25 protein-coding genes are annotated in these 22274 nt (G+C 58.0%); 5 read left to right on the top strand and 20 right to left on the bottom strand.

Features of this window, described 5'->3' with window-relative positions:
- The 14 genes from PMI36_RS30690 to PMI36_RS13530 form a co-directional block, all read right to left on the bottom strand.
- Nucleotides 1-430, bottom strand: a 430-nt coding sequence (locus PMI36_RS30690) for a YbgF trimerization domain-containing protein (protein WP_008072424.1), incomplete at its 3' end; no start/stop codon positions are given.
- A gap of 6 nt (nucleotides 431-436) precedes the next feature.
- Nucleotides 437-934 (bottom strand): peptidoglycan-associated lipoprotein Pal, encoded by a 498-nt coding sequence (gene pal, locus PMI36_RS13585; protein WP_003178634.1) that lies wholly within the window; start codon nucleotides 932-934, stop codon nucleotides 437-439.
- Nucleotides 935-986: 52 nt separating this feature from the next.
- Complete coding sequence (tolB, locus tag PMI36_RS13580; RefSeq protein ID WP_008072425.1) at nucleotides 987-2255, bottom strand: Tol-Pal system beta propeller repeat protein TolB; 1269 nt, start codon at nucleotides 2253-2255, stop codon at nucleotides 987-989.
- A 29-nt stretch (nucleotides 2256-2284) separates the two neighbouring features.
- Nucleotides 2285-3364 (bottom strand): cell envelope integrity protein TolA, encoded by a 1080-nt coding sequence (gene tolA / locus PMI36_RS13575; protein ID WP_008072426.1) that lies wholly within the window; start codon nucleotides 3362-3364, stop codon nucleotides 2285-2287.
- On the bottom strand, nucleotides 3364-3816 hold the full coding sequence (tolR, locus tag PMI36_RS13570) for a protein TolR (RefSeq protein WP_162130599.1): 453 nt from the start codon (nucleotides 3814-3816) through the stop codon (nucleotides 3364-3366). The genes tolA and tolR overlap by 1 nt, the downstream gene beginning before the upstream one ends.
- A gap of 23 nt (nucleotides 3817-3839) precedes the next feature.
- A complete protein-coding gene (gene tolQ / locus PMI36_RS13565; protein WP_007897030.1) occupies nucleotides 3840-4535 on the bottom strand; it encodes a protein TolQ in 696 nt (231 codons plus the stop codon).
- Nucleotides 4525-4992, bottom strand: a complete 468-nt coding sequence (ybgC, locus tag PMI36_RS13560; RefSeq protein ID WP_007933231.1) for a tol-pal system-associated acyl-CoA thioesterase — start codon at nucleotides 4990-4992, stop codon at nucleotides 4525-4527. Before ybgC ends, tolQ begins: the two co-directional genes overlap by 11 nt.
- A 127-nt stretch (nucleotides 4993-5119) precedes the next feature.
- The gene (ruvB, locus tag PMI36_RS13555) at nucleotides 5120-6181 is read right to left on the bottom strand and encodes a Holliday junction branch migration DNA helicase RuvB (protein WP_008006678.1); all 1062 of its coding nucleotides are present in this window, start codon (nucleotides 6179-6181) and stop codon (nucleotides 5120-5122) included.
- Nucleotides 6182-6799, bottom strand: a complete 618-nt coding sequence (gene ruvA, locus PMI36_RS13550) for a Holliday junction branch migration protein RuvA (protein WP_007897033.1) — start codon at nucleotides 6797-6799, stop codon at nucleotides 6182-6184.
- 115 nt (nucleotides 6800-6914) lie between these two features.
- Nucleotides 6915-7439 carry a crossover junction endodeoxyribonuclease RuvC gene (ruvC, locus tag PMI36_RS13545; RefSeq protein WP_007897036.1) on the bottom strand — a complete coding sequence of 175 codons (525 nt, stop codon included), beginning with the start codon at nucleotides 7437-7439 and terminating at the stop codon, nucleotides 6915-6917.
- Nucleotides 7440-7597: 158 nt separating this feature from the next.
- Nucleotides 7598-8344: a YebC/PmpR family DNA-binding transcriptional regulator gene (locus tag PMI36_RS13540; protein ID WP_008072427.1), complete on the bottom strand. Its 747-nt coding sequence runs from the start codon at nucleotides 8342-8344 to the stop codon at nucleotides 7598-7600.
- A gap of 123 nt (nucleotides 8345-8467) precedes the next feature.
- Nucleotides 8468-10243, bottom strand: coding sequence for an aspartate--tRNA ligase (gene aspS / locus PMI36_RS13535; protein ID WP_008072428.1), 1776 nt, complete (start codon nucleotides 10241-10243; stop codon nucleotides 8468-8470).
- A 122-nt stretch (nucleotides 10244-10365) separates the two neighbouring features.
- Nucleotides 10366-10587 carry an FmdB family zinc ribbon protein gene (locus PMI36_RS0129660; RefSeq protein WP_010457489.1) on the bottom strand — a complete coding sequence of 74 codons (222 nt, stop codon included), beginning with the start codon at nucleotides 10585-10587 and terminating at the stop codon, nucleotides 10366-10368.
- A gap of 137 nt (nucleotides 10588-10724) precedes the next feature.
- Complete coding sequence (locus tag PMI36_RS13530; RefSeq protein WP_008072429.1) at nucleotides 10725-11063, bottom strand: ribbon-helix-helix domain-containing protein; 339 nt, start codon at nucleotides 11061-11063, stop codon at nucleotides 10725-10727.
- 464 nt (nucleotides 11064-11527) lie between these two features.
- Between PMI36_RS13530 and PMI36_RS32255 the strand changes: the two genes are divergently transcribed.
- Nucleotides 11528-12130 carry a cold-shock protein gene (locus PMI36_RS32255; RefSeq protein ID WP_007897045.1) on the top strand — a complete coding sequence of 201 codons (603 nt, stop codon included), beginning with the start codon at nucleotides 11528-11530 and terminating at the stop codon, nucleotides 12128-12130.
- A gap of 88 nt (nucleotides 12131-12218) precedes the next feature.
- On the opposite strand, the gene PMI36_RS13520 is transcribed toward PMI36_RS32255, so the two are convergent.
- Entirely contained in the window at nucleotides 12219-12425 is a 207-nt protein-coding gene (locus PMI36_RS13520; protein WP_008072430.1) for a SlyX family protein, read from the bottom strand.
- A gap of 3 nt (nucleotides 12426-12428) precedes the next feature.
- Entirely contained in the window at nucleotides 12429-12854 is a 426-nt protein-coding gene (locus tag PMI36_RS0129665; protein WP_032830486.1) for an HIT family protein, read from the bottom strand.
- Nucleotides 12855-13753: 899 nt separating this feature from the next.
- Between PMI36_RS0129665 and PMI36_RS13515 the strand changes: the two genes are divergently transcribed.
- Entirely contained in the window at nucleotides 13754-15112 is a 1359-nt protein-coding gene (locus PMI36_RS13515; RefSeq protein ID WP_008072433.1) for an OprD family porin, read from the top strand.
- Nucleotides 15113-15255: 143 nt separating this feature from the next.
- Here the strand turns inward: PMI36_RS13515 and PMI36_RS13510 are convergent, their stop codons facing one another.
- Complete coding sequence (locus PMI36_RS13510) at nucleotides 15256-16098, bottom strand: mechanosensitive ion channel family protein (RefSeq protein WP_008072434.1); 843 nt, start codon at nucleotides 16096-16098, stop codon at nucleotides 15256-15258.
- Between the two features lie 200 nt (nucleotides 16099-16298).
- On the bottom strand, nucleotides 16299-16784 hold the full coding sequence (locus PMI36_RS13505) for a YajQ family cyclic di-GMP-binding protein (protein ID WP_007906601.1): 486 nt from the start codon (nucleotides 16782-16784) through the stop codon (nucleotides 16299-16301).
- Nucleotides 16785-16924: 140 nt separating this feature from the next.
- Between PMI36_RS13505 and PMI36_RS13500 the strand changes: the two genes are divergently transcribed.
- The 3 genes from PMI36_RS13500 to PMI36_RS13490 are packed head-to-tail and all read left to right on the top strand — an operon-like array spanning nucleotide 16925 to nucleotide 20508.
- Entirely contained in the window at nucleotides 16925-17842 is a 918-nt protein-coding gene (locus tag PMI36_RS13500) for a putative 2-dehydropantoate 2-reductase (protein ID WP_008072435.1), read from the top strand.
- 45 nt (nucleotides 17843-17887) lie between these two features.
- Nucleotides 17888-19924, top strand: a complete 2037-nt coding sequence (locus PMI36_RS13495; protein ID WP_032830488.1) for a sensor histidine kinase — start codon at nucleotides 17888-17890, stop codon at nucleotides 19922-19924.
- A gap of 2 nt (nucleotides 19925-19926) precedes the next feature.
- Nucleotides 19927-20508: a cob(I)yrinic acid a,c-diamide adenosyltransferase gene (locus PMI36_RS13490; protein ID WP_008072437.1), complete on the top strand. Its 582-nt coding sequence runs from the start codon at nucleotides 19927-19929 to the stop codon at nucleotides 20506-20508.
- A 139-nt stretch (nucleotides 20509-20647) separates the two neighbouring features.
- On the opposite strand, the gene PMI36_RS13485 is transcribed toward PMI36_RS13490, so the two are convergent.
- Together PMI36_RS13485 and PMI36_RS13480 are read right to left on the bottom strand one after the other, a co-directional pair.
- Nucleotides 20648-21592, bottom strand: coding sequence for a Nudix family hydrolase (locus PMI36_RS13485; protein ID WP_008072438.1), 945 nt, complete (start codon nucleotides 21590-21592; stop codon nucleotides 20648-20650).
- On the bottom strand, nucleotides 21589-22221 hold the full coding sequence (locus tag PMI36_RS13480; RefSeq protein ID WP_008072439.1) for a glutathione S-transferase family protein: 633 nt from the start codon (nucleotides 22219-22221) through the stop codon (nucleotides 21589-21591). Before PMI36_RS13480 ends, PMI36_RS13485 begins: the two co-directional genes overlap by 4 nt.
- Between the last annotated feature and the right edge of the window lie 53 nt (nucleotides 22222-22274).

The raw sequence follows: 22274 nt of genomic DNA on the forward strand, positions 1-22274 counted from the left end.
CGCCTGCCGCTCCCGCACCTGCGCCGGCTGCTGCACCGGGGGCATTCAAGTTGCCACCGGTGGAAGAATTATCAGGAGTCGCGGCTGGTGCAACGCCGGTTCCTATGCGCCGATCAAGATCCTGATATCGCTCCAGGTTCTCTTGCTTCATGCGCGCCACATCATTTTGCAGAACTTCGATCACACCCTGTTGGCGTGAGATCTGCTCCTGCATCGATTGCAGTTGGTTGAACAGCTCGCCCTGTGCCGAGACAGGGGCCGAAACCCCTCCCCCGGCATAGGCGCCGTTCGTACCGTAACCCGCAGGCGGATAACTACTCCCGCTATTGTTATAGCCGGAGTTGTCCTCGACCACAGGAACCGCAGCCCACACCGCGAGCGGTGCGAGGCTGAGAGCCAAAACAGTTACAGCACGACGGCACGTTCGCATGACGAATTACTTACGCAGTTCGACGCGACGGTTTTGAGCCCAGGACTGCTCGTCGTTGCCGGTAGCAACTGGACGCTCTTCGCCGTAGGAAACCAGTTCCAGCTGAGCTGGGGAAACACCTTGCAGTACCAGGTAACGCTGAACGGCTTTCGCACGACGCTCGCCCAGTGCCATGTTGTACTCACGAGTACCACGTTCGTCGGTGTTGCCTTCCAGAACAACGCGAGCGCCGTTTGCTTTCAGGTCTTTGGCGTGAACGTCCAGAGCGCGCATGGCTTCTGGCTTCAGGTCCGAGCTGTCGTATTCGAAGTAGAAGGTGGTGATTGCGCGCAGAGCAGCTTCTTCGCTCAGGGAGCCGTCAACAGCACCAGTGTTAGCGCCGTAACCAGCGTTTGGATCAACAGCGCCTTCACCGGCGTTGTCGCCGCCTTTGGACGAGCAACCTACAGCTACAGCCATGGCCAGAGCCAGCGCAGCAAATTTACCAAACTTCAGCATTTCCATCGTGAAACTCCTAATGAACCCCAGTGTGTTAAGTACAACGTGTAGCGCCGCGTCAGTTCAGGTAAGGGGACCAGGACGGTTCTCTGACTTCGCCTTGTGCGGTAGGAAGCGGGAGCCTCACGCGTCCATTAATGGACACGAGCATCAAGACTCCCCGGCCCTGCTGGCGGGTGGCGTAGATTACCATGGTGCCGTTGGGCGCAACAGTAGGCGACTCGTCCAGAGTGCTATCAGTGAGGATCTTTACACTACCGCGCTGCAAATCCTGGGCCGCCACCTTGAAATTGGTGAAGCCTTCCTGGCGATGGATCATCACCAGGGTCTTTTCATCGGCCGACAGTTTAGGGTTGGCGTTGTAGTTACCGATGAAGGTCACACGCTCCGCACCACCACCGCCTGCACTGGTTTTGTAGATCTGTGGCTTGCCGCCACGGTCGGAGGTGAAGTAGATGGTCGAACCATCCTTACCCCAGAACGGTTCGGTGTTGATGCCCTGACCGTTGGTGACGCGACTGATCTGACGCGAACCCAGGTTCATCACATAGATGTCCGGGTTACCGTCTTTCGACAGTACGAATGCCAGACGCTGACCATCCGGCGACCAGGCTGGCGCACCATTCAGGCCTTCGAAGTTGGTGATCTGCTCACGGCGACCGGTGTCGATGTTCTGCATGAAAATGCGCGGACGCTTCTGCTCGAACGACACGTAGGCAATACGCTTGCCATCCGGTGCAAAACGCGGCGACAGGATCGGCTCGCGCGATTGCAGCAGTGTCACGGCACGGGCACCGTCATAGTCCGAACGTTGCAACGTGTAGCGAGTGTTCTTCTCGGAGAACCGCTCGGCCGTCACGTACAGCAGACGAGTCGAGAACGCACCTTTGATACCGGTGAGTTTCTCGAACGACTGGTCGGAGATGTAATGCGCCATGTCACGCAGTTGATCGACGCTGCCCGACACGCTGCCGGTCAGCACTTGCTGCTCGGTGGCGACGTTGAACAGTGCGTATTGAACCTGCAGGCGACCGCCCGCTGGAACGATACTGCCAACCATAATGTACTGGGCGCCAACAGCCTTCCAGTCACGGAAAATGATTTCGCTGGCCTGGCTTGGCTGGCTGATCATGTTCTGCTTTGGAATCGGTGCGTAGTAACCCGAGTTACGCAGGTCGTTACCGATGATTTCGGCCATGTCATCCGGCAGCACGGTGCCACCCTGGAAACCGAATGGCACTACGGCAATTGGAGTTGCCTGGGAGCTACCACTGCTGACCAGGATATTTTTTTCATCTGCCGTGGCCAGTCCTGCAAAGCAGAACATGACTACAAGCAGTCCTCGAAGAAGGTTTCTCACAAGGCTAGATCCTCAGGTGTGAATGTCATCTTGAATGAACGATAGGGTGCGAAATCAGCTGGCTTCAGCCCCTGCATTTCGGTCAATCGACCAATATTTTTTACTGCCGCTACCGCTGAACTGTCGAACGGCACATCACCACTGGAACGGGCAACCGATACGCCGGAGATCGTTCCGTCAGGCAGCATGTTGATTTGCAGGATCACTTTCATGCCCTTGCGGGCCGACGGTGGCTGCGCCCAACCTTCAGAAGCACGCGAGCGAATCAGGTCATCGAAGTTGCCGGCGACTTCGTCACCCTGCTCATCGGCCAAGGCCTGCTGACGCTGCGGCGTGTCGGAAAGCAAATCTGCCAGGGCCTGAGCCTTTTTCTCATCGACGGATTTACGTGCCGCTTCCTGCGATTTTTTCTTCGCGGCATCGGCAGCAGCTTTCTTCTTCGCGTCTTCGGCGACTTTCTTCTTCGCCTCTTCAGCTTCAGATTTCTTCTTGGCGTCTTCGGCGGCTTTCTTCTTCGCGTCTTCGACGATCTTTTTCTTCGCTTCTTCAGCGGCCGCTTTCTTGGCCTCTTCTTCAGCAGCTTTCTTGGCTTCTTCTTCAGATTTCTTCTTGGCTATATCAGCCAATTGTTTTTCTTCGGCCTTTTTGGCTTCGGCGGTCTTCTTGGCTTCATCGGCTTTCTTGGCTTCATCAGCCTTTTTTGCCTCTTCCGCTTTCTTCGTCTCGTCGGCCTTCTTGGATTCTTCGGCTTTTTGAGCCGCATCTTCCTTCTTTTGTTCCGCGGCCTTGATCGCTTCCTGTTCGATCTTTTTCTGTTCCATCTGTTCGACTTCGGTCTGGCGCGCAGCAGATTTCTGCGCTTCACCCGCAATCTTCTGATTGGTCTGGGTGGTCGCCCGACTTTTCGATTTCAACTGGTACAGGGTCGCCTGGACGATCGGCTTGGCCGGCGGCAGCTCCGGTGTGAAGGCGAAACTGACGAACAGCATGCCGAACACCAGCACGTGCAAGACAATCGCCCAGACACTAGGCCAGAAGTAGCTTTCCGAGGCGGACGGCTCTCGCATTTGCTGCATCAGGGTGCCTCGGTAATCAAGCCAACATTACCGACCCCGGCTTTCTGCAACCCGCCCATCGCGCCCATGACTGAGCCGTAATCGACAGTCTTGTCGCCGCGAATGAATACCTGGGTACGCTTGCCGCCTTCAGTACCGGCGCGAATGATCTTGGTCACCGCGTCGGTCATTTGCGGCAAGGTCATGGCCTTGTCCTGCTGCTTATCGGTGTCGACTTCGCTGCCAAGGTTCCAGTAGTAGGTCTTGTCAGACTTGATCGAAATGGTCAGGACCTGAGTGTTGTTGTCCTGCGGCAAGGCTTCGCTGGAAACCTTGGGCAGATCAACTTTCACGCCCTGATTGAGCATCGGAGCGGTCACCATGAAGATGACCAGCAGCACCAGCATCACGTCGATGTAAGGCACCACGTTCATCTCGGCAACCGGCTTGCGCTTTTTGCGAGCTCGAGCGATTAAAGCCATTGGAAATTACCTGCTTATTCTTCGCTGGTGTGCACTTTGCGGTGCAGGATCGCCTGGAATTCATCGGCGAAGGTGTAGTAACGGCCCAGCAGGGTTTCGCTGCGAGCAGCAAAACGGTTGTAGGCGATTACGGCCGGGATGGCGGCGAACAAGCCAATCGCGGTAGCAATCAGTGCTTCGGCGATACCCGGAGCCACGGTGGCCAGGGTCGCTTGCTGGGCAGTGGCCAGGCCACGGAAGGAGTTCATGATGCCCCAGACCGTACCGAACAGACCGATGTAGGGGCTGACGGAACCGACGGTGGCGAGAAACGGCAGGCTCTGCTCGAGTTTTTCTTCCTCGCGGGAGATGGCCACGCGCATGGCACGGGCCACGCCTTCCATGACCGCTTCCGGGTCAACGCCTGACTGCTGACGCAGACGGGAGAATTCCTTGAAACCGGCACGGAAGATTTGCTCCACACCCGAATCCGGATCAGGGTTGCTACCGGCCTGACGGTAGAGTTTGGACAGGTCGATACCGGACCAGAAGCGCTCTTCAAAGCTCTCCAGGGCACGTCGACCGGCGCGCAGCAAGTTGCTGCGCTGAAAGATCATGATCCATGAGGTCACCGATGCGGCTACCAGGATCAGCATTACCAGTTGCACCACGATACTGGCATTGCTGACCAGGCTCCACATGGAGGAATGGTCGACGACGTTAGCTTCCACGCTTTATCTCCTGCTTTGAGTGTGTACCCGCGCCGCTCACGTCGGCAAAGGCCGCACGTAGAGCTTCGGGAATGGCCCGGGGTTTCAAACTGTTGGTGCGCACACAGGCCACCAGAAACTGCCCTTCGCAGAGCAGCACATTATCCGTAGCCCGCCTGACCTGCTGTTTGAAGCGCAGGCTGACCCGGTTCAATTCAATTACTTCAGCGCTTACCAGCAGTTCGTCGTCCAGTCGCGCCGGCGCGTGGTAACGCGCTTCGCTGGAATGCACGACAAACAACAGGTCCTCCCCTGCCAGCGCCGACTGGGCAAAGCCCAGCTCCCGGAGCCGCTCGGTTCGAGCCCGTTCCATAAACTTGAGGTAATTGACGTAATACACGATGCCGCCCGCATCGGTGTCCTCGTAATAAACGCGACAACGATGTGCGAACGGCTCAAGCCCGTTTTGCGCGCGCATACTCTAGTGCTTACTCCTCAGGTTGCCAATCCGGCCAGGCAACTGTTTTTCATTGATTCGCGGCTTTCTGGTGAAAGTACGGTCCTGGGACAGCACAAACCCCGAATAAATCAGCGCGCAAAGATTACTAATCGTCCACGGCATCGAGGAACTCGTCTACCACGGGCATCTCGCCTAATCGTGACGGGATGTTTAAACCGAAGTGCAGGTACGCATGTCGAGTGACCACCCGCCCCCGCGGAGTGCGCATGATATAGCCCTGCTGGATCAAATACGGCTCCAGCACGTCTTCAATGGTGTGACGCTCTTCGCTGATCGCCGCCGCCAGACTGTCCACCCCCACCGGCCCACCGTCGAACTTCTCGATCATGGTCAACAGCAGGCGTCGATCCTGGTGATCGAAGCCACGCTCGTCGACATCCAGCAGGTTCAGCGCCAGGTCGGCGATCGGCTTGGTGATGTGGCCTTTGGCGCGAACCTCGGCGAAATCCCTCACTCGGCGCAGTAAGCGGTTGGCGATCCGCGGCGTGCCACGGGCACGGCGGGCGATTTCGAAGGCGCCTTCCGGGTCCAGCGGCAAACCGAGAATGTTCGCCGAACGGCTGACAATCGTTGCCAGGTCGGCGGTGTTGTAGAACTCCAGACGCTGAACGATCCCGAAACGGTCGCGCAACGGGTTGGTCAGCATGCCGGCCCGTGTGGTTGCGCCGACCAGGGTGAACGGCGGCAGATCGAGTTTGATCGAGCGCGCGGCCGGCCCTTCGCCGATCATGATGTCGAGCTGGAAATCCTCCATCGCCGGGTACAGCACTTCTTCGACGATCGGCGACAACCGATGAATCTCGTCGATGAACAGCACGTCATGGGGTTCAAGGTTGGTCAGCAACGCTGCCAAATCACCCGGACGCTCAAGAACCGGCCCCGAGGTGCTTTTGATCGACACGCCCATTTCCTGGGCAATGATGTTGGCCAGGGTGGTTTTACCCAGTCCCGGCGGGCCGAAAATCAGTGTGTGGTCCAGGGATTCATTGCGCCCACGCGCGGCCTGGATAAACAACTCCATTTGTTCGCGAACGGTCGGCTGGCCAATGTATTCGGCCAGGCTGACGGGACGAATCGCCCGGTCCTGGACTTCCTCGCGGTCACGGGGACCACCCGTGGCGGCGATCAGACGATCAGCTTCAATCACTTAGATCATTCCCTTCAGGGCACGACGAATCATGTCTTCACTGCTCAAACCTTTCTCCTTGATCGCGGAAATCGCCTTGCTGGCCTCCTGCGGCTTGTAGCCCAGGGAAATCAGCGCGCTGACCGCGTCATTTTCGGCGGTGGCAACCGGAGCTGGCGCATCTGGCCCACCCGGCTGGTTTGGCACCAACGCGAACATCGCCGGCACGGTTTCCCACGCCTTGAAGCGATCCTTGAGTTCCACCAGCAAACGCTCGGCCGTTTTCTTGCCCACGCCCGGCACCTTGGTCAGGGCCGAAGTGTCCTGGGACTGCACGCAACGAACCAGCTCGTCGACCTCCAGGCTCGACATCAAGGCCAGCGCCAGTTTCGGCCCCACACCATTGAGACGGATCAGCTCGCGAAAAAAGTCTCGCTCGCGCTTGCCAAAGAAGCCATAGAGTAACTGCGCGTCTTCGCGTACGACCAAATGGGTGTGCAAGGTCAGTGGTTCACCGACCGACGGCAAGCGATAAAGCGTGGTCATGGGGACTTCCAGCTCATACCCCAGACCGTTTACATCCAGAATCAGGTGCGGCGGCTGTTTCTCAGCCAAAGTGCCGCGCAAGCGTCCAATCACGTTTCAGATCCTTGAGCCTTGGCCAGATCAGTGCTGGCGACTGACAGAACAAGGGTTTTGCGCCGACAACACAGGCGCAAAACCCTCATTCCATAAAAAATGATTGCTGATGCTATCAGAGACGCAGGCGCCCGCCACGACTGCGTGCTGTGCCCAGACCATGAGGCAACAGGCTGGAACGGGTGTGAGCGTGGCAAATCGCGATGGCCAGGGCATCCGAGGCATCGATTTGCGGCTTGCTGGTCAATTTCAGCATGTGCATGACCATCATTTGCACTTGTTCCTTGTTCGCCCCGCCGGTGCCGGTCACCGCTTGTTTGACCTGGGTCGCGGTGTATTCGGCGATTTCCAGGCTTTCCTCGGCACCGGCTACGATGGCAGCGCCGCGGGCCTGGCCGAGTTTGAGGGCGGAGTCGGCATTGCGCGCCATGAAGACCTTTTCGATGCCCATGGTCACCGGGCCGTAGGTCTGGATCACTTCACGCACGCCCCGATAGACGATTTGCAGGCGCTCGTGCAACTCGCCGGAGCCCGTGCGAATGCACCCCGATGCCACGTACACGCAGCCACGCCCGGTATCACGTACCACGCCATAACCGGTGATACGCGAACCGGGGTCGATACCAAGAATTAAAGTCATAACGCCTGCGGGTTAGGTAAGAGCACGATATTCAATACAGCGAATAACAAATGTGGGAGCTGGCTTGCCTGCGATGGCGTAGGCACATCAAACAATGATGTAGCCTGACACGCCGCCATCGCAGGCAAGCCAGCTCCCACACTGAATCTTAGTCGCCCTTATCCGAGCTGTGCGGCGACCGACTCTGGAATGTCCGCGTTGGAATACACGTTTTGCACGTCATCCAGGTCTTCGAGCATATCGATCAGCTTCAGAACCTTCTCGGCGCCTTCCAGGTCCAGTTCGGCACTGGTGGTCGGCAGCATGACGATTTCCGCGTCATCGCCCTTGAAGCCTGCAGCCTCCAAAGCGTTGCGCACGGAATAGAAGCCGGCGAACGAGGTGAACACGTCGATTGAACCGTCTTCGTGGGTCACCACATCATCGGCGTCAGCCTCCATGGCCGCTTCCATCAGCGCATCCTCATCCACGCCTGGCGCGAAGGAAATCTGCCCCTTGCGCTCGAACAGGTAGGCCACCGAACCGTCGGTGCCGAGGTTGCCGCCGCACTTGCTGAACGCATGGCGAACAGCCGCTGCAGTACGGTTGCGGTTGTCGGTCATGCATTCGACCATCACCGCTACACCGCCCGGACCGTAACCTTCGTAGGTCAGCTCGACCATGTCGTCGGTATCGGCGGCGCCAGCGCCGCGGGCCACTGCGCGGTCGATGATGTCGCGGCTCATGTTCGCACCCAGCGCTTTATCCAGCGCCAGACGCAAGCGCGGATTGGAGCCTGGATCACCGCCGCCCTGACGAGCAGCAACCGTCAGTTCACGAATCCACTTGGTGAAAATCTTGCCCTTCTTGGCATCCTGACGTTCTTTGCGGTGCTTGATGTTCGCCCACTTGGAATGACCCGCCATAACTCGCTCCGAATTCTCTTTGAAACATTGCCCGCCACGCCATGATGCGCCAGCCAGCAAATAAAAATCTCGACCATTCTATAAAGAAAGGGCGCATCCGAAGATGCGCCCTTCTGGTCAGCCTTACTCAGCTTTCGGCGTTTCGCGCAGACGAATGTGCAGTTCGCGCAATGCCTTGGCATCCACCAGCCCCGGCGCCTGAGTCATGACGCAGGCAGCGCTCTGGGTTTTCGGGAAGGCAATCACTTCACGGATCGACTGGGCGCCGGTCATCAGCATCACCAGACGGTCCAGACCGAAGGCCAGACCACCGTGCGGCGGCGCGCCGTATTTCAGGGCGTCGAGCAGGAAGCCGAACTTCTCTTCCTGTTCCGCTTCGCTGATACCCAGCAGACGGAACACCGACTGTTGCATTTCCTTGCGGTGGATACGGATCGAACCGCCACCCAGTTCGGTGCCGTTCAGGACCATGTCGTAGGCACGGGACAGCGCGGTTGCCGGGTTGGCTTCCAGTTCTTGCGGCGTGCACTTCGGCGCGGTGAACGGGTGGTGCAACGCGGTGAAGCTGCCGTCGTCGTTCTCTTCGAACATCGGGAAGTCGACAACCCACATCGGTGCCCACTCGCAGGTCAGCAGGTTCAGATCGTGACCAACCTTGATCCGCAGCGCGCCCAAGGCTTCGCTGACGATCTTCGATTTATCAGCGCCGAAGAACACGATATCGCCATCAACTGCACCGACGCGATCGAGGATCACGTTCAGGTTAGCCTCAGGAATGTTCTTGACGATTGGCGACTGCAGACCTTCAACGCCTTTGGCGCGCTCGTTGACCTTGATGTACGCCAGGCCCTTGGCACCGTAGATGCCGACGAACTTGGTGTAGTCGTCGATCTTGCTGCGCGGCATGCTTGCCGCGCCTGGAACGCGCAGAGCGGCAACGCGGCATTTCGGGTCGTTGGCAGGGCCGCTGAACACCTTGAAGTCGACTTCTTTCAGTTGATCGGCAACGTCGACCAGTTCCAGCGGGTTACGCAGGTCCGGCTTGTCGGAACCGTAACGACGCATGGCCTCTTCGAAGGTCATGTGCGGGAAGTCGCCGAACTCCAGGTCCAGCACTTCCTTGAACAGGTTGCGGATCATTTGTTCGGTGATGCCCATGATCTCTTTTTCATCGAGGAAGCTGGTCTCGATGTCGATCTGGGTGAATTCCGGCTGACGGTCGGCGCGCAGATCTTCGTCGCGGAAGCACTTGGCGATCTGATAGTAACGGTCGAAGCCGGCGACCATCAGCAGCTGCTTGAACAGCTGTGGCGATTGCGGCAAGGCGAAGAAGCTACCGGCGTGAGTACGGCTCGGCACCAGGTAGTCGCGAGCGCCTTCTGGCGTGGCGCGGGTCAGAATCGGCGTCTCGACATCGAGGAAGCCGTTCTCGTCCAGGAAGCGACGGATGCTGGTGGTCATGCGCGAACGCAGACGCAGCTTCTCGAGCATTTCCGGGCGACGCAGGTCGAGGAAGCGATAACGCAGGCGGGTTTCTTCACCGACGTCGGAGAACTCGTTCAGCGGGAACGGCGGGGTTTCCGCTTCGTTCAATACTTCCAGCTCGTAGCCCAGCACTTCGATCATGCCCGACGCCATGTTGGCGTTGGTGGCACCGGCCGGACGCAGGCGCACCTTGCCGGTGATCTTGACCACGTATTCGCTGCGCACGCGATCGGCGGCGGCGAAGGATTCAGCGCGGTCCGGGTCGAACACCACCTGGGCCAGACCGTCACGATCACGGATATCGAGGAAAATCACCCCACCGTGGTCACGACGACGGTGGACCCATCCGCAAAGGGTAATTTCCTGGCCTTCCAGGCTTTCGTTCAGTTGGCCGCAATAATGGCTGCGCATCATGGTAGTGGTTTCGCTTCTCGTAATTCGAAATTCGGTTGGAGGTCTTGCCGCACCCCCACACTTGAATAAGGTGCCAGATGATGCAAGAGCTCGCGCGTGTCATTCAGCCGGGGCGCTAGACCCTAGTCAGCTTTGTCGCCACCGGCCAGATTTTTCTTGGAACCGGTCTTGAAGTCGGTTTCGTACCAGCCGGTGCCGCTGAGGCGGAAGCCCGGCATGGACAGCATCTTTTTAAGCTCTGGCGCCTGGCAGGCAGGGCAGTCGACCAGCGGTGCTGCGCTGATCTTTTGAATGGCTTCCAACTGATGACCACAGGAAGCACATTGATAGTCGTACATCGGCATGGGGGTTGTCTCGGCGATCAGATTGCTACCGCGCATGCTGGGCTTTGCGGCAAAGGGCGGGATTATATCCATTAAATGCAGCCTGTGCAGCCGTAAGACTGCACAGACCGACACTCGACCCGATCAACCGCCAATTGCTAAGCCATGACGAGGCAACTTCCCTCCTTCAGGCTGTGCACAACGCAGACAACCCGCACCAGCCCGGTGAAGTTCTTCACTCCGCCATGACGCAAATGCACTTCGCGATCCACGTGGGACAACAGCGCACTGACCGAGCAGCAATTGACCTTGGCCATATCACCCAAAATATCCCAATAGACCTGCTCCAGCCGCAAACAGGTCGCAAAGCCATTCAAACGCACTGACCGGGATGATGGCTGGGCCAGGCCCATATCGAATTCGCTGACAAATGAATCAATCCTTACATCCTTGAGTGGACCGACCCTCCCCTCGCTTCGCCTGTCTTGATAAACCATAGCGTTGACACTCCTTTGCCATCCTTGCTGCTTATAAGAGTCATATTCCGTTTCCTTATAAAAGCGCAGGCGCACAGGCATATCCAGATGACTTTATGACCATCAACGTAGGATAAGCCAACAACGGAGGGGAGATCATGGAGCACGTCCTAGGCCAGACGTTTTCCCACAAGTACTGACGCAACATCACTCAATGAAGAGGCAAAAGATCCGAGGAACACTGCGCGCGAACAACGATCAGCAAGCGTCACTCGCACACCGGCCAGTGGAAAGCACCGCTGGACCGCCTGATTTGAGTAGCTGCGGGCTTTGCTGTTAAATAGGCAGTGTGTCGCTACCGCCTATTTTCCGGGGGTTGCGCATAGGCTGATACCGGGTACGTGTCCAACGCCTCTTATTGTTCTGAAGCGAACCGTGCTCCATCAGCTCTTCCTTGTGATCCGTCTTAACGTGAGTTAATCAAAATGTTGAAAATCGTCCACCTGCTAATGGGCGCAGCAGCCCTGCTGCTGTCCTTCATCCCTAGCCTGCGATCCGAAGCGCTACCTTACCTGCAACAACCCGATGCGCTGTACCTGGCCTTTTTCGGCCTGCTCAACCTCACCCTTGCACCTGTTATCCCTTACTGGAACAAAGGCCCACGTCATCAACTGCAAAACCTGGTCAGCGCCTTGCTGGTTCTGGCTGTGGTACTGCAAACACTGACATTGTTCGCCCCGATGCCTGTCATCGCCGGTCAACCTGCCGTTCTGTTCAGTCTGGTCGTTGCCCTGATCGCCATTCTTTTGCACCTGGCCGTCAGCTTCTACAAATCTTCACCGGCCGCCGCCTCGCCAAGCTATGACATGAGCAACCGCGATACTGGCACCGTTAAATGGTTCAACACCTCCAAAGGCTTCGGCTTTATTTCCCGTGATTCCGGCGATGATATTTTCGTGCACTTCCGGGCAATTCGCGGTGAAGGCCATCGTGTTCTGGTCGAAGGCCAGCGCGTGGAGTTCTCTGTCATGAACCGTGACAAAGGCCTGCAAGCCGAAGATGTGATCGCCGCCCTGCCGCGTCGCTGATTCCAAGGCTAAAAAAAACCGCGAACGGCCTTGGCTGTTCGCGGTTTTTTTATGGCCTGCCCTTCACTAATGAGCTCACTAATGTGGCTCAGTAATGCGGCGGCGGCGCCTCTTCTTCGAAGGATTCGAACTGACCAACCATTTCCTCCTGCCGCTTGAGCAACGCAACCATTTGCAGTTGCAGGCGCTCCACTGCGCGTTGCTGCGTCGCCAGCACATCACTCAATGCCTGGATGGTGTCATCCTGAAACGCCAACTGGCTTTCCAGATCGGTAACGCGTTCTTCCAGGCTCATGATTCAACCCTCCAGAAACGTGAAGTCATCGGTCAACACCAGACGCAGCCGTTCGCGAATCGTCGCGATCTGCTCTGGACTGTAGGGTTTGGCCGGCTGCTTGCCCCAGACCGGAGCTGGCCAGGCGGCGTCCTCACGCTTGCGCACAATCACATGCATGTGCAACTGGCTGACGACATTACCCAGGGCCGCGACGTTCAACTTGTCCGCATCGAACGAGTCCTTGAGCATTTCCGCCAGTGCGGTGGTTTCCTGCCACAGCTGCTGTTGATCTGCGACATCTAATTGAAATATCTCACTGATATCCTCGCGGCGGGGCACGAGGATGAACCACGGGTAGTTCGAATCATTGGACAACAGCAACCGACAGAGCGGGAAATCGCCGATAGGCAACGTGTCTTGTTGAAGTCGTGGATCTAAAGCGAACACAGCGCACACTCCCCTCTGGTGATCTTTTTTCAGCTTAGCGCCCCATTGCGAAAGACGGCGCACCAAGCGACAGGACGGCAGCATACCTGCGAACGCCACACGCTTCACGACGAACTGCCACCTGCTGCGCCCTACGGGCGCCCCGACATGAGCCATTTTGATCCGGTATGCACCATGACAGAACCAGCCGCCGCACAAAAAATGCCGAAATGACCGATAAACGACGGGCCGTTCGAATCCACGACAAAGCGACACTGTGTGAATTCGGTACAGCAATTGAAATTTTTTGCACCAAAACCGCACAACGCGTCTACGCTCAGTGCGTCAGCATCCGCTAACTACTCACTGGCGGGGTGAACCGGTAACGTTTTTGGTTGTCGCCCCCACTGGATCGATGTGGTAAACACGATGCGAAGCATGGCGTCAAGCTCAGGTACAACGAGCTTGAACCCCCCGGTTTTATGAGGTTTTTACAGCAACAGGCAGGCCTTTGGAAAAAAACAGCAACAGAATTCCGATTTGTGCACGCTTGTTGCATTCACACCCGTATCGTCTATAAGCGCTCCGCTGGAAGTGGAAGCCTTAAGGCCAATAAAAACAGCGGCAGGGTTGCCCGATGGAGATTCAAGTGCAGGACAAGGGACTCTTTTTTACCGACGCTCAAGCCAAGGAAAACAACGTTGACGTTGTCAGTCCGATTGCGTCGGGATTGTGAATTTGCGACATCTACCGAGCCATTTGCGACAGGGTCGTAAAGAAGCTGAAAGGTTAGATACGCAAGTATCGCCAACATGGTCGGCGTGATATAAGTTTGCGCCGACACAAAAAGAAAGAGCCGCCCGGATAATAAAACAGGCGGGACGGCAGTACTCTTCTAAAAACCAAAGGAGCAAATCACGATGCGCGTGATGAAGTGGAGCATGATCGCACTGGCAGTTGCAGCAGCAGCCAGTACCCAAATGGCTACGGCCGCACCTTTCGTAAGTGACCAGGCTGAAGCCAAAGGTTTTGTTGAAGACGCCAAGTTCGACTTGCTGCTTCGCAACTATTACTTCAACCGTGACAACAAAGATGGCAGCAGAGACCAGAAAGACTGGACTCAGGGCATCTGGGGCAACTTCAGTTCCGGTTACACCCAAGGTACTGTAGGTGTCGGCGTTGATGCGTATGGTTACCTGGCAATCAAGCTGGACGGTGGCGATGGCACCGGTGGTACCGGCAACATGAGCCGTAGCGACACCCCAAATGCCAGCGGTCATCGCGAAGTCAACGACAGCCAGGGCAAAGCCGGCGGATCCATTAAATTCCGCGTATCCAAAACCGAGCTGAAATTCGGTGACATGCAGCCAAGCACTTCGCCAGTGTTCGCTGTTGGTGGTTCCCGTATCCTGCCGCAAACTGCCACCGGTTTCCAACTGCAGAGCAGCGAGATCAAAGACCTTGACCTCGAAGCCGGTCACTTCTACTCGGGGAGCAGCCAGGACAAAAACGCCCGTGACGGCGGCCTGTTTGCAAACTATGCGAACTTCGGTGCTGGCGAAGAAGCCAACAAGATCGACTATTTCGGCGGCAAGTATGGCATCACTGACAACCTGTCCGCATCGCTGTATGGCGCAAAACTGGAAGACATTTGGAACCAGTACTACGCCAACGTGAACCTCACCACTCCAATCAGTGGTGACACGTCGCTTAACACTGACTTCAACATCTACCGCACCACCGATACCGGCGACGCTAAAGTCGGCGACGTCAGCAACACCACGTTCTCCCTGGCTACTGCGCTCTCGTTCCTGAAAGCACACACCATTACCTTGGCCTTCCAGAAAGTTAACGGCGATACCCCGTTCGACTATATCGGTGTGGGCAAGAACAACCGCGGCGGCGACTCGATCTTCCTCGCCAACTCCATCCAGTACTCCGACTTCAACGGTCCTAACGAGAAATCGGCACAAATCCGTTACGACCTGAAAATGGCTGAATACGGCGTTCCTGGTCTGAGCTTCATGACCCGTTACGTAAAAGGTTGGGACATCGACGGCACCAACACTCCAGCAGGCAGCGCTTACGCTGGTATGTACGGCGAAGACGGCAAGCACAACGAAACCAACTTCGAGGCCAAGTACGTTGTACAGAACGGCCCGGCAAAAGACCTCTCCTTCCGCGTTCGTCAAGCATGGCACTTCGCTAATGGCGACCAAGGTGAAGGCGATATCAAAGAGTTCCGTCTGATCGTTGACTACCCGCTGTCGATCTTGTAATTGCGGCTCGTTAGTTCGCAATAATCAAAAAAGGCCCATCTTAGGATGGGCCTTTTTTATTGGTTACAGCATTGTGTTCAACAGATCAGACTCTACCAGAGCAAGCCTGACCGAAAGGTCAAACATGTATCGAAGACCAATCATTACACCGTTGCCGATTCCTGCATCACTCGAATAACCCGCTGCGGAAATGGAATATCAATACCGGCAGTCTTCAACCGATCGCGCGATTGCTCGTTAAACATGAACATCACATTCCAGTAGTCAGCGGTCTTCACCCACACCCGCAGGGAAACAGTGATCGAACTGTCACCCAGCATGGAAATTACCGCTTCGGGTGCCGGATCAACCAATACTCGCGGGTCCTTGGCCAGTTCCAGTAACACTTCACGGGCCTTTTGCAAGTCCGCCTCGTAAGCCACACCGACGTCAAACACGACCTTGCGCGTCGGCTGACGGTTGGTGTTGGTGATGATGCCGTTCGACAGATTGCCGTTAGGCACGATGATGGTTTTGTTATCACCGGTACGCAGCACAGTGTGGAAGATCTGGATGCTATCAACAGTACCCGCAACACCTTGAGCTTCGATCCAGTCACCGATGCGGAACGGGCGGAACAACAGAATCAGCACGCCGCCGGCGAAGTTCGCCAGGCTGCCCTGCAACGCCAGACCGATCGCCAGGCCAGCAGCACCGATCGCTGCGACGAACGAGGTGGTTTCCACGCCGATCATCGACGCTACGCTGACGATCAGCAGAACCTTGAGAATGATGTTCGCCAGGCTGCTGATGAAACCTTGCAGCGCCAGGTCGGCATTACGCAACGCCAGCAGGCCGCCGAGTTTTTGCGTGACTTTGTTGATCAGCCACCAACCGACGGCCAGGGTAATCACCGCCAGCAGTACGCGACTTCCGTATTCCATGATCATCGGAATCCAGGCTTGGGATGCCTTGACCAGGTTGTCCACTTCAGTATTCAAATCCATCTTTTTTCTCCTGATTTCCGGCTACCCGGCACGCAAAAAATGAGCGGCAGAAAGACCCGCCGGGTTAAGCACAATCGATGCGGGAGCGGCGGTGCGACGATTCGACTTGCTCGCGAAAGCGGTGTGTCATTCAACAGTGATGTTGACTGATACGCCCTCTTCGCGAGCAAGCCCGCTCCCACAGGTTCCCGCTTGAAAAGTCAGTCGCGGAAGTTGTTGAACTGCAGCGGCATGTCGAACGTCTTGGCGCGCAGGGCTGCAATCGCTTCCTGCAAATCGTCACGCTTCTTGCCGGTGATGCGCACTTGCTCGCCCTGAATGGCGGCCTGGACCTTGAGCTTGGCGTCTTTGACGTGAGCGACGATTTTCTTCGCCAGCTCTTTGTCGATGCCTTCCTTGAGGACCGCTTCCTGCTTCATCAACTTGCCCGACGCGTAGGCATCCTTGACTTCAAGGCACTGCACATCGATCTTGCGCTTGACCAGGGCCAGCTTGAGGATCTCGATCATCGCTTCGAGCTGGAAATCGGCTTCCGCGGTCAGGTTGACGGTCAGGTCCTTTTCCTTGAATTCGAAGGTGCCTTTGCCTTTCAGGTCATAGCGACGATCGAGTTCCTTGACGGCGTTCTCGACCGCGTTGGTGACTTCGTGTTTGTCCAGTTCGGATACCACGTCGAACGACGGCATGTAATCTCTCCAATAAAAAGGCACGCTCGATAACGATGGAGCGCGCTTGGCTTGCGGTTAAAATCGGGCTCATTATAACGGGTCTTTTCCAACCGATACTGCGAGCCTCACATGCCAGCGTCAAACCGAGCAAAAAGCTGATGTCCACGCCTTGGCATATTCTGGGCGCCGGCAGCCTGGGCACCCTTTGGGCCACACGTCTGGCGCGGGCTGACGTGCCGGTCAGGCTGATCGTGCGGGACGCGACACGCTTACAGGCCTATCGGACGGCTGGCGGTTTGACGCTGGTCGAACATGGCAAAGCGCAGCTGTATCCGGTGCCCGGCGAAACATCCGACAGCGACGGGCCCATCAGCCGTCTGCTAGTGGCCTGCAAAGCCTACGACGCCGAGAAAGCCGTGGCCCGGCTTGCCCATCGCCTGACTTCCGACGCCGAACTGATCCTGTTACAGAACGGCCTTGGCAGTCAGGACGCGGTTGCCGCGCAGGTGCCTCAGGCGCGCTGCATCTTCGCCTCCAGCACCGAAGGCGCGTTTCGCGATGGCGACTGGCGTGTGGTGTTCGCCGGTCACGGCTACACCTGGCTGGGGGATGCGGGCCATCCGGTAGCGCCGATCTGGCTGGAGGACTTGAGCGCCGCCGGTATTCCTCATGAGTGGAGCACCGACATCCTCACAAGGCTGTGGAGAAAACTGGCGCTCAATTGTGCGATCAACCCGCTGACCGTGCTGCACGAATGCCGCAACGGCGGTTTGCAGCAACATCATTGCGAAGTCGCCACCCTGTGCGCCGAGCTCACCGAGCTGCTTGAGCGCTGCGGCCAACCGGCAGCGGCGCAAAACCTCCGGGAGGAAGTCGAACGAGTGATCCAGGCCACCGCGGCCAATTTCTCATCGATGTACCAGGACGTCGCGAGTCAGCGCCGCACAGAAATCAGCTACCTGTTGGGCCATGCCTGCAAGGTCGCGTTGCGGCATCAGTTGAACCTGCCCCACCTCAGTCAATTGCAGGAGCGCCTGATTGCTCATCTGCGCAGCCTTGGATTGCCCAGCGACTGAGCAGCGGCTACGCTGGCCACTTGTTCCTTTTTAGCGATGAACCTGATGCCACTGCGCCAGCGCCTCGAAAACCTTCCAGTCGGCCAGAAATTGCTGGCCGCCCTGCTGGTGCTGTTGACCACCGTTTTGCTGGTCGCCAACCTGACCTTTATCAGCGCCGCCTATTACATTTCCCAGGAAAGCATGGCTCCTCAGGCCTTGCAGACCATCGGCCGACTGGTGTCCAACCCAAGCCTGATCTCCGACGCCTTGAAGTCGCCACAAACCGCCGAGCGCCTGCTCAACGAACTCAACAGCTATACACCGTTGCGTGCGGCCGCGCTCTATGACGGTAAAGGTGTGCTTCTGGCGCAGCTGCAGCAGGGAGACGAGCTCCTTCTACCGGAGCATTTCCGGCATCTGGAAGCCTGGCAAGCCATGGAGTTTCGCAGCAACCAAGTGATCACCCTGCCCCGCCCCGGTACCGCGCCGGGGCACTTGCTGCTGGTAGCCAGCAGCGAATTGCCGATGGCGTTCTATACCGGGACCCTGACCGCCAGCCTGGGGATTCTGATCTTCAGCGTGCTGTTGTGGCTGGTGATCGCCCGGCAGATCAAACGCCTTATTACCCGGCCGATTCATCAGCTCGAAGAGTTGTCCCGGCAAGTGACCCGGGAAGAGAACTACGCCCTGCGCGCCTCTCGCGGCAACCACGACGAAATCGGCAGCCTCGCCGAAGCGTTCAACACCATGCTCTCGCGCATCGAGGCTCGGGAGCAGCAGCTCAAGCGCGCCCGCGACGATTCCCAGGCCGCTTACGACCAGGCTCAGGGGCTGGCCGAAGAAACCCGTCACACCAACCGCAAGCTGGAACTGGAAGTTCAGGTGCGCAGCAAGATCGAAAAGAAACTCACCGGTTTCCAGAACTACCTCAACAGCATCATCGACTCCATGCCGTCGGCACTGATCGCCCTCGACGAGCAGCTCTACGTAACCCAGTGGAATCAGGAAGCCAGCGCCCTGTCCGGCACACGCCTGGACGAAGCCTTGAACCAGCCGATCTTCCTCGCCTTCGAACCGCTCAAGCCATTCCTTCCGCAGCTCAGGCAAACCGTCGAGCAGCACACCGTGGCGAAAATCGAACGCGTGACCTGGCTCAAGGACGAAGAGCCCCGGCACTACGCCCTGACGTTCTACCCGTTGATGGGCGGTGCCGGGCGCGGCGTGGTGATCCGGATCGACGACATCACCCAGCGTCTGTCCCTGGAAGAAATGATGGTGCAGTCGGAAAAAATGCTCTCGGTCGGCGGCCTCGCCGCCGGCATGGCTCACGAGATTAATAATCCGTTGGGCGCGATCCTGCACAACGTGCAGAACATTCGTCGGCGCCTGTCACCCGATCTGCCGAAGAACCTCGAACAGGCCGAGCAACTGGGCATCGAGCTGGAAACGGTCAACCAGTACTTGAAAGCTCGCGAAGTGCCGCAGTTACTCGATGGCATTCAACAGGCTGGCGCCCGGGCGGCAAAAATCGTGACGCACATGCTCAGCTTCAGCCGCCGCAGTACCCGGCAGATGGCTCCCTGCGATTTGCCGGCGTTGATCGATCAAGCGGTGGAAATTGCCGGCAACGACTTCGACCTGGCCATCGGCTTCGACTTCAAGGGGCAGGCGATCATTCGTCAGTTCGATCCGGCACTGGGGCCGGTGCCCGGCACCGCCAACGAACTGGAACAGGTGCTGCTCAACCTGCTGAAAAACGCCGCACAAGCCATTCACCAGCGTACCGACGACCGCGAACCGGGGCGGATTATTCTGCGTACAAAACTGAACCCGCCATGGGCGGAAATTCAGGTCGAAGACAACGGCATCGGCATGAGCGAGAACGTGCGCAAACGCACGTTCGAGCCGTTCTTCACCACCAAGGAAATCGGTCAGGGCACCGGCCTTGGGCTCTCGGTCTCGTACTTCATCATCACCAACAACCACAAGGGCCAGATGGAAGTGCAATCGACGCCGGGCCAAGGTACCTGTTTCACCTTGCGCCTGCCGTTATCGGGCACTCCGGTGGTCTCTCAAGAACTCAATCAGCTGTCGAGGTAACCATGGGCTTTCGCTTGTCGAAGATTTACACCCGCACTGGCGACAAAGGCGAAACCGGGCTCGGCGATGGCCGCCGTGTGCCCAAGGACCATCCGCGCATCGAGGCCATTGGCGAAGTCGATACGCTGAACAGCCAGGTGGGTGTGCTGTTGGCCGGGTTGGCGGCGCAAAGTGATACGTATCCGGGGTTGAACGAAGTGATCGAGGTGTTGGCGCCCTGCCAGCATCGGTTGTTCGACCTGGGTGGCGAACTGGCGATGCCGGTGTATCAGGCACTGAACACGGCAGAAGTCGAGCGCCTGGAAGCGGCGATCGATGTGTGGAATGAAGAGTTGGGCCCGCTGGAGAATTTCATTCTGCCCGGCGGTTCCGCGCTGATCGCCCAGGCTCACGTATGCCGCTGCCTGGCCCGCAGTGCCGAGCGGCGCTGTCAGCAGTTGAATGCGATCGAGCCATTAGCCGGGGTTGGCCTGGCGTATATCAATCGGTTGTCGGATTTGTTGTTTGTGGCGGCTAGGTTGATTGCCAAGCGTCAGGGGGTTGCCGAGATATTGTGGCAAGCGGCAACGAAACTCGGGGTTTAATCAGGAAGATGTTTTTCGTCTGACAAGCAGCCTTCGCGAGCAAGCCCGCTCCCACAGTTGACCGAGTTCTTCCAGAAGAAATGCGATCGAATGTGGGAGCGGGCTTGCTCGCGAAGAGGCCAGTAGCCTCAACGCAAAATCAAGCCTCAGGCCAAAACGCCCGAATCCCCGCCACACCCTGCGCTCCCGCTTCCCAAGCTTTTTGCCGCTCTGCCGGGCCCACCCCGCCGAGCAAAAACACCGGTTTGCTGAAACCCTCGATCAGGGTAGACGCCTGCTCCCAACCCAATGGCAGCGCATCCGGGTGAGTCTGCGTCGGCTGCACCGGCGACAGGGTCACAAAGTCCACGCCCATTTGCTCAGCCAACGCCAGTTCTTCAGCGTTGTGGCAAGACGCTGCCAACCAGCGTGACGCTGGTAGCGGACGCCCGGCCGCCGCGTATTTGCGCAACTGCGCCGACGTGATGTGCCAACCGGCGGACGGGAAGTCCCCCAGCCATTCAAACGGCCCCTTGATCATCAACTGCGCCTTGCCGGCACACAGCCCCGCCGCATCCACCGCCAGATCGCGGTATTGCGGGTCGTAACCGTTGGGCGCGCGCAACTGAATCAGCTTGATGCCGCCAGCGATGGCTTTCTGAATACCGCGCAGCAAGGCCGGGGTTTCCAGACCCTCCGGGGTAATCAGGTAGTCGCCGGGCAAGCGTGCAGCGGCGACGATCGGCTGGTTGGCGGCCGGAAACTCGTAGTCCACCAGTTCCCGCGCGGTCACCCAGGCCAAAGGCTGACCTTCGGCGCCATGGGGTTCGCCGGTAAATGCCGAGACTTCCCAGACATCCAGCAACACCTGCTTGTCCGGGTAGTCGTGGCGGACTTTGATCATCGGTCGCGCGGTATTGACCACGATACCCAGCTCTTCGTGAAGCTCGCGAGCCAGGGCCGTCTCGACGGACTCGTCATCCTCGACCTTGCCACCGGGGAACTCCCACAAACCGCCCTGATGCTGGGTGTCGGCACGGCGGGCAATGAGAATTTTGCCGTTGCTATCGCGGATAACCGCGGCTGCTACATGGACTCGTTTCACCGCTCTATTTCCTCCAGACCCGCCTTCTGCCAGGCCTTGAAGGCTGGCCATTGGTAGATGGTTTCGACATAGGCCGCATCGGCTTCGGGCAGTTTTACCTGATAGGTGCGCAGGCGTACGGCGATCGGTGCAAAAAACGCATCGGCCAGGGTCGCACCGCCAAACAGGAACGGGCCGGTTTCAGTCGCGGCGGCGCGACATTCAGCCCATAACGCCAGCATGCGCTCGATTTCAGCCTGAACCTCAGGCGGGGTCGGCGACAGTGGCGCATCGTGGCTCAGGTCGAACGGCATATTGCTGCGCATGGCGAAGAAACCGCTGTGCATCTGCGCGCACGCCGAACGCGCCTGGGCACGGGCGGCAGTGTCTTTGGGCCAGAGCCCGGCGCCGGGGAATTGTTCGGCCAGGTATTCGGCAATCGCCAGGGAATCGGCGATGGTGCCGTGTTCGGTTTTCAGCAGCGGGACTTTCCCGGTCGGCGAATGCTTGAGCACGCGCTCGCGAGTGTCCGGCTGGTTCAGCTTGATCAGTTCTTCGGTGTAGGACGCGCCGGTCAGATCAAGGGCCAGGGCGGCGCGCAGGGACCAGGAGGAATGCAGTTTGTCGCCGATGATCAGGTGGAGGCTCATGTTCGGGACCTTTTGATAGGGGGATGGACCAGAATCTTTGGTGTCTGGTCGGC

The sequence above is a fragment of the Pseudomonas sp. GM79 genome (genome assembly GCF_000282495.1).
Taxonomy (GTDB): domain Bacteria; phylum Pseudomonadota; class Gammaproteobacteria; order Pseudomonadales; family Pseudomonadaceae; genus Aquipseudomonas.

Bases quoted from the DNA above. Each gene is read 5' to 3' on its own strand.
- PMI36_RS13495 (WP_032830488.1), top strand. From the start codon at position 17,888: ATGCCACTGCGCCAGCGCCTCGAAAACCTTCCAGTCGGCCAGAAATTG.
- PMI36_RS32255 (WP_007897045.1), top strand. From the start codon at position 11,528: ATGTTGAAAATCGTCCACCTGCTAATGGGCGCAGCAGCCCTGCTGCTG.
- PMI36_RS0129660 (WP_010457489.1), bottom strand. From the start codon at position 10,587: ATGCCGATGTACGACTATCAATGTGCTTCCTGTGGTCATCAGTTGGAA.
- tolB (WP_008072425.1), bottom strand. From the start codon at position 2,255: ATGTTCTGCTTTGCAGGACTGGCCACGGCAGATGAAAAAAATATCCTG.
- PMI36_RS13515 (WP_008072433.1), top strand. From the start codon at position 13,754: ATGCGCGTGATGAAGTGGAGCATGATCGCACTGGCAGTTGCAGCAGCA.
- aspS (WP_008072428.1), bottom strand. From the start codon at position 10,243: ATGATGCGCAGCCATTATTGCGGCCAACTGAACGAAAGCCTGGAAGGC.
- ruvC (WP_007897036.1), bottom strand. From the start codon at position 7,439: ATGACTTTAATTCTTGGTATCGACCCCGGTTCGCGTATCACCGGTTAT.
- tolA (WP_008072426.1), bottom strand. From the start codon at position 3,364: ATGCAGCAAATGCGAGAGCCGTCCGCCTCGGAAAGCTACTTCTGGCCT.
- PMI36_RS13530 (WP_008072429.1), bottom strand. From the start codon at position 11,063: ATGGTTTATCAAGACAGGCGAAGCGAGGGGAGGGTCGGTCCACTCAAG.
- PMI36_RS13505 (WP_007906601.1), bottom strand. From the start codon at position 16,784: ATGCCGTCGTTCGACGTGGTATCCGAACTGGACAAACACGAAGTCACC.
- ybgC (WP_007933231.1), bottom strand. From the start codon at position 4,992: ATGCGCGCGCAAAACGGGCTTGAGCCGTTCGCACATCGTTGTCGCGTT.
- PMI36_RS13540 (WP_008072427.1), bottom strand. From the start codon at position 8,344: ATGGCGGGTCATTCCAAGTGGGCGAACATCAAGCACCGCAAAGAACGT.
- PMI36_RS13520 (WP_008072430.1), bottom strand. From the start codon at position 12,425: ATGAGCCTGGAAGAACGCGTTACCGATCTGGAAAGCCAGTTGGCGTTT.
- PMI36_RS13480 (WP_008072439.1), bottom strand. From the start codon at position 22,221: ATGAGCCTCCACCTGATCATCGGCGACAAACTGCATTCCTCCTGGTCC.
- PMI36_RS13490 (WP_008072437.1), top strand. From the start codon at position 19,927: ATGGGCTTTCGCTTGTCGAAGATTTACACCCGCACTGGCGACAAAGGC.
- pal (WP_003178634.1), bottom strand. From the start codon at position 934: ATGGAAATGCTGAAGTTTGGTAAATTTGCTGCGCTGGCTCTGGCCATG.
- PMI36_RS13510 (WP_008072434.1), bottom strand. From the start codon at position 16,098: ATGGATTTGAATACTGAAGTGGACAACCTGGTCAAGGCATCCCAAGCC.
- PMI36_RS13500 (WP_008072435.1), top strand. From the start codon at position 16,925: ATGTCCACGCCTTGGCATATTCTGGGCGCCGGCAGCCTGGGCACCCTT.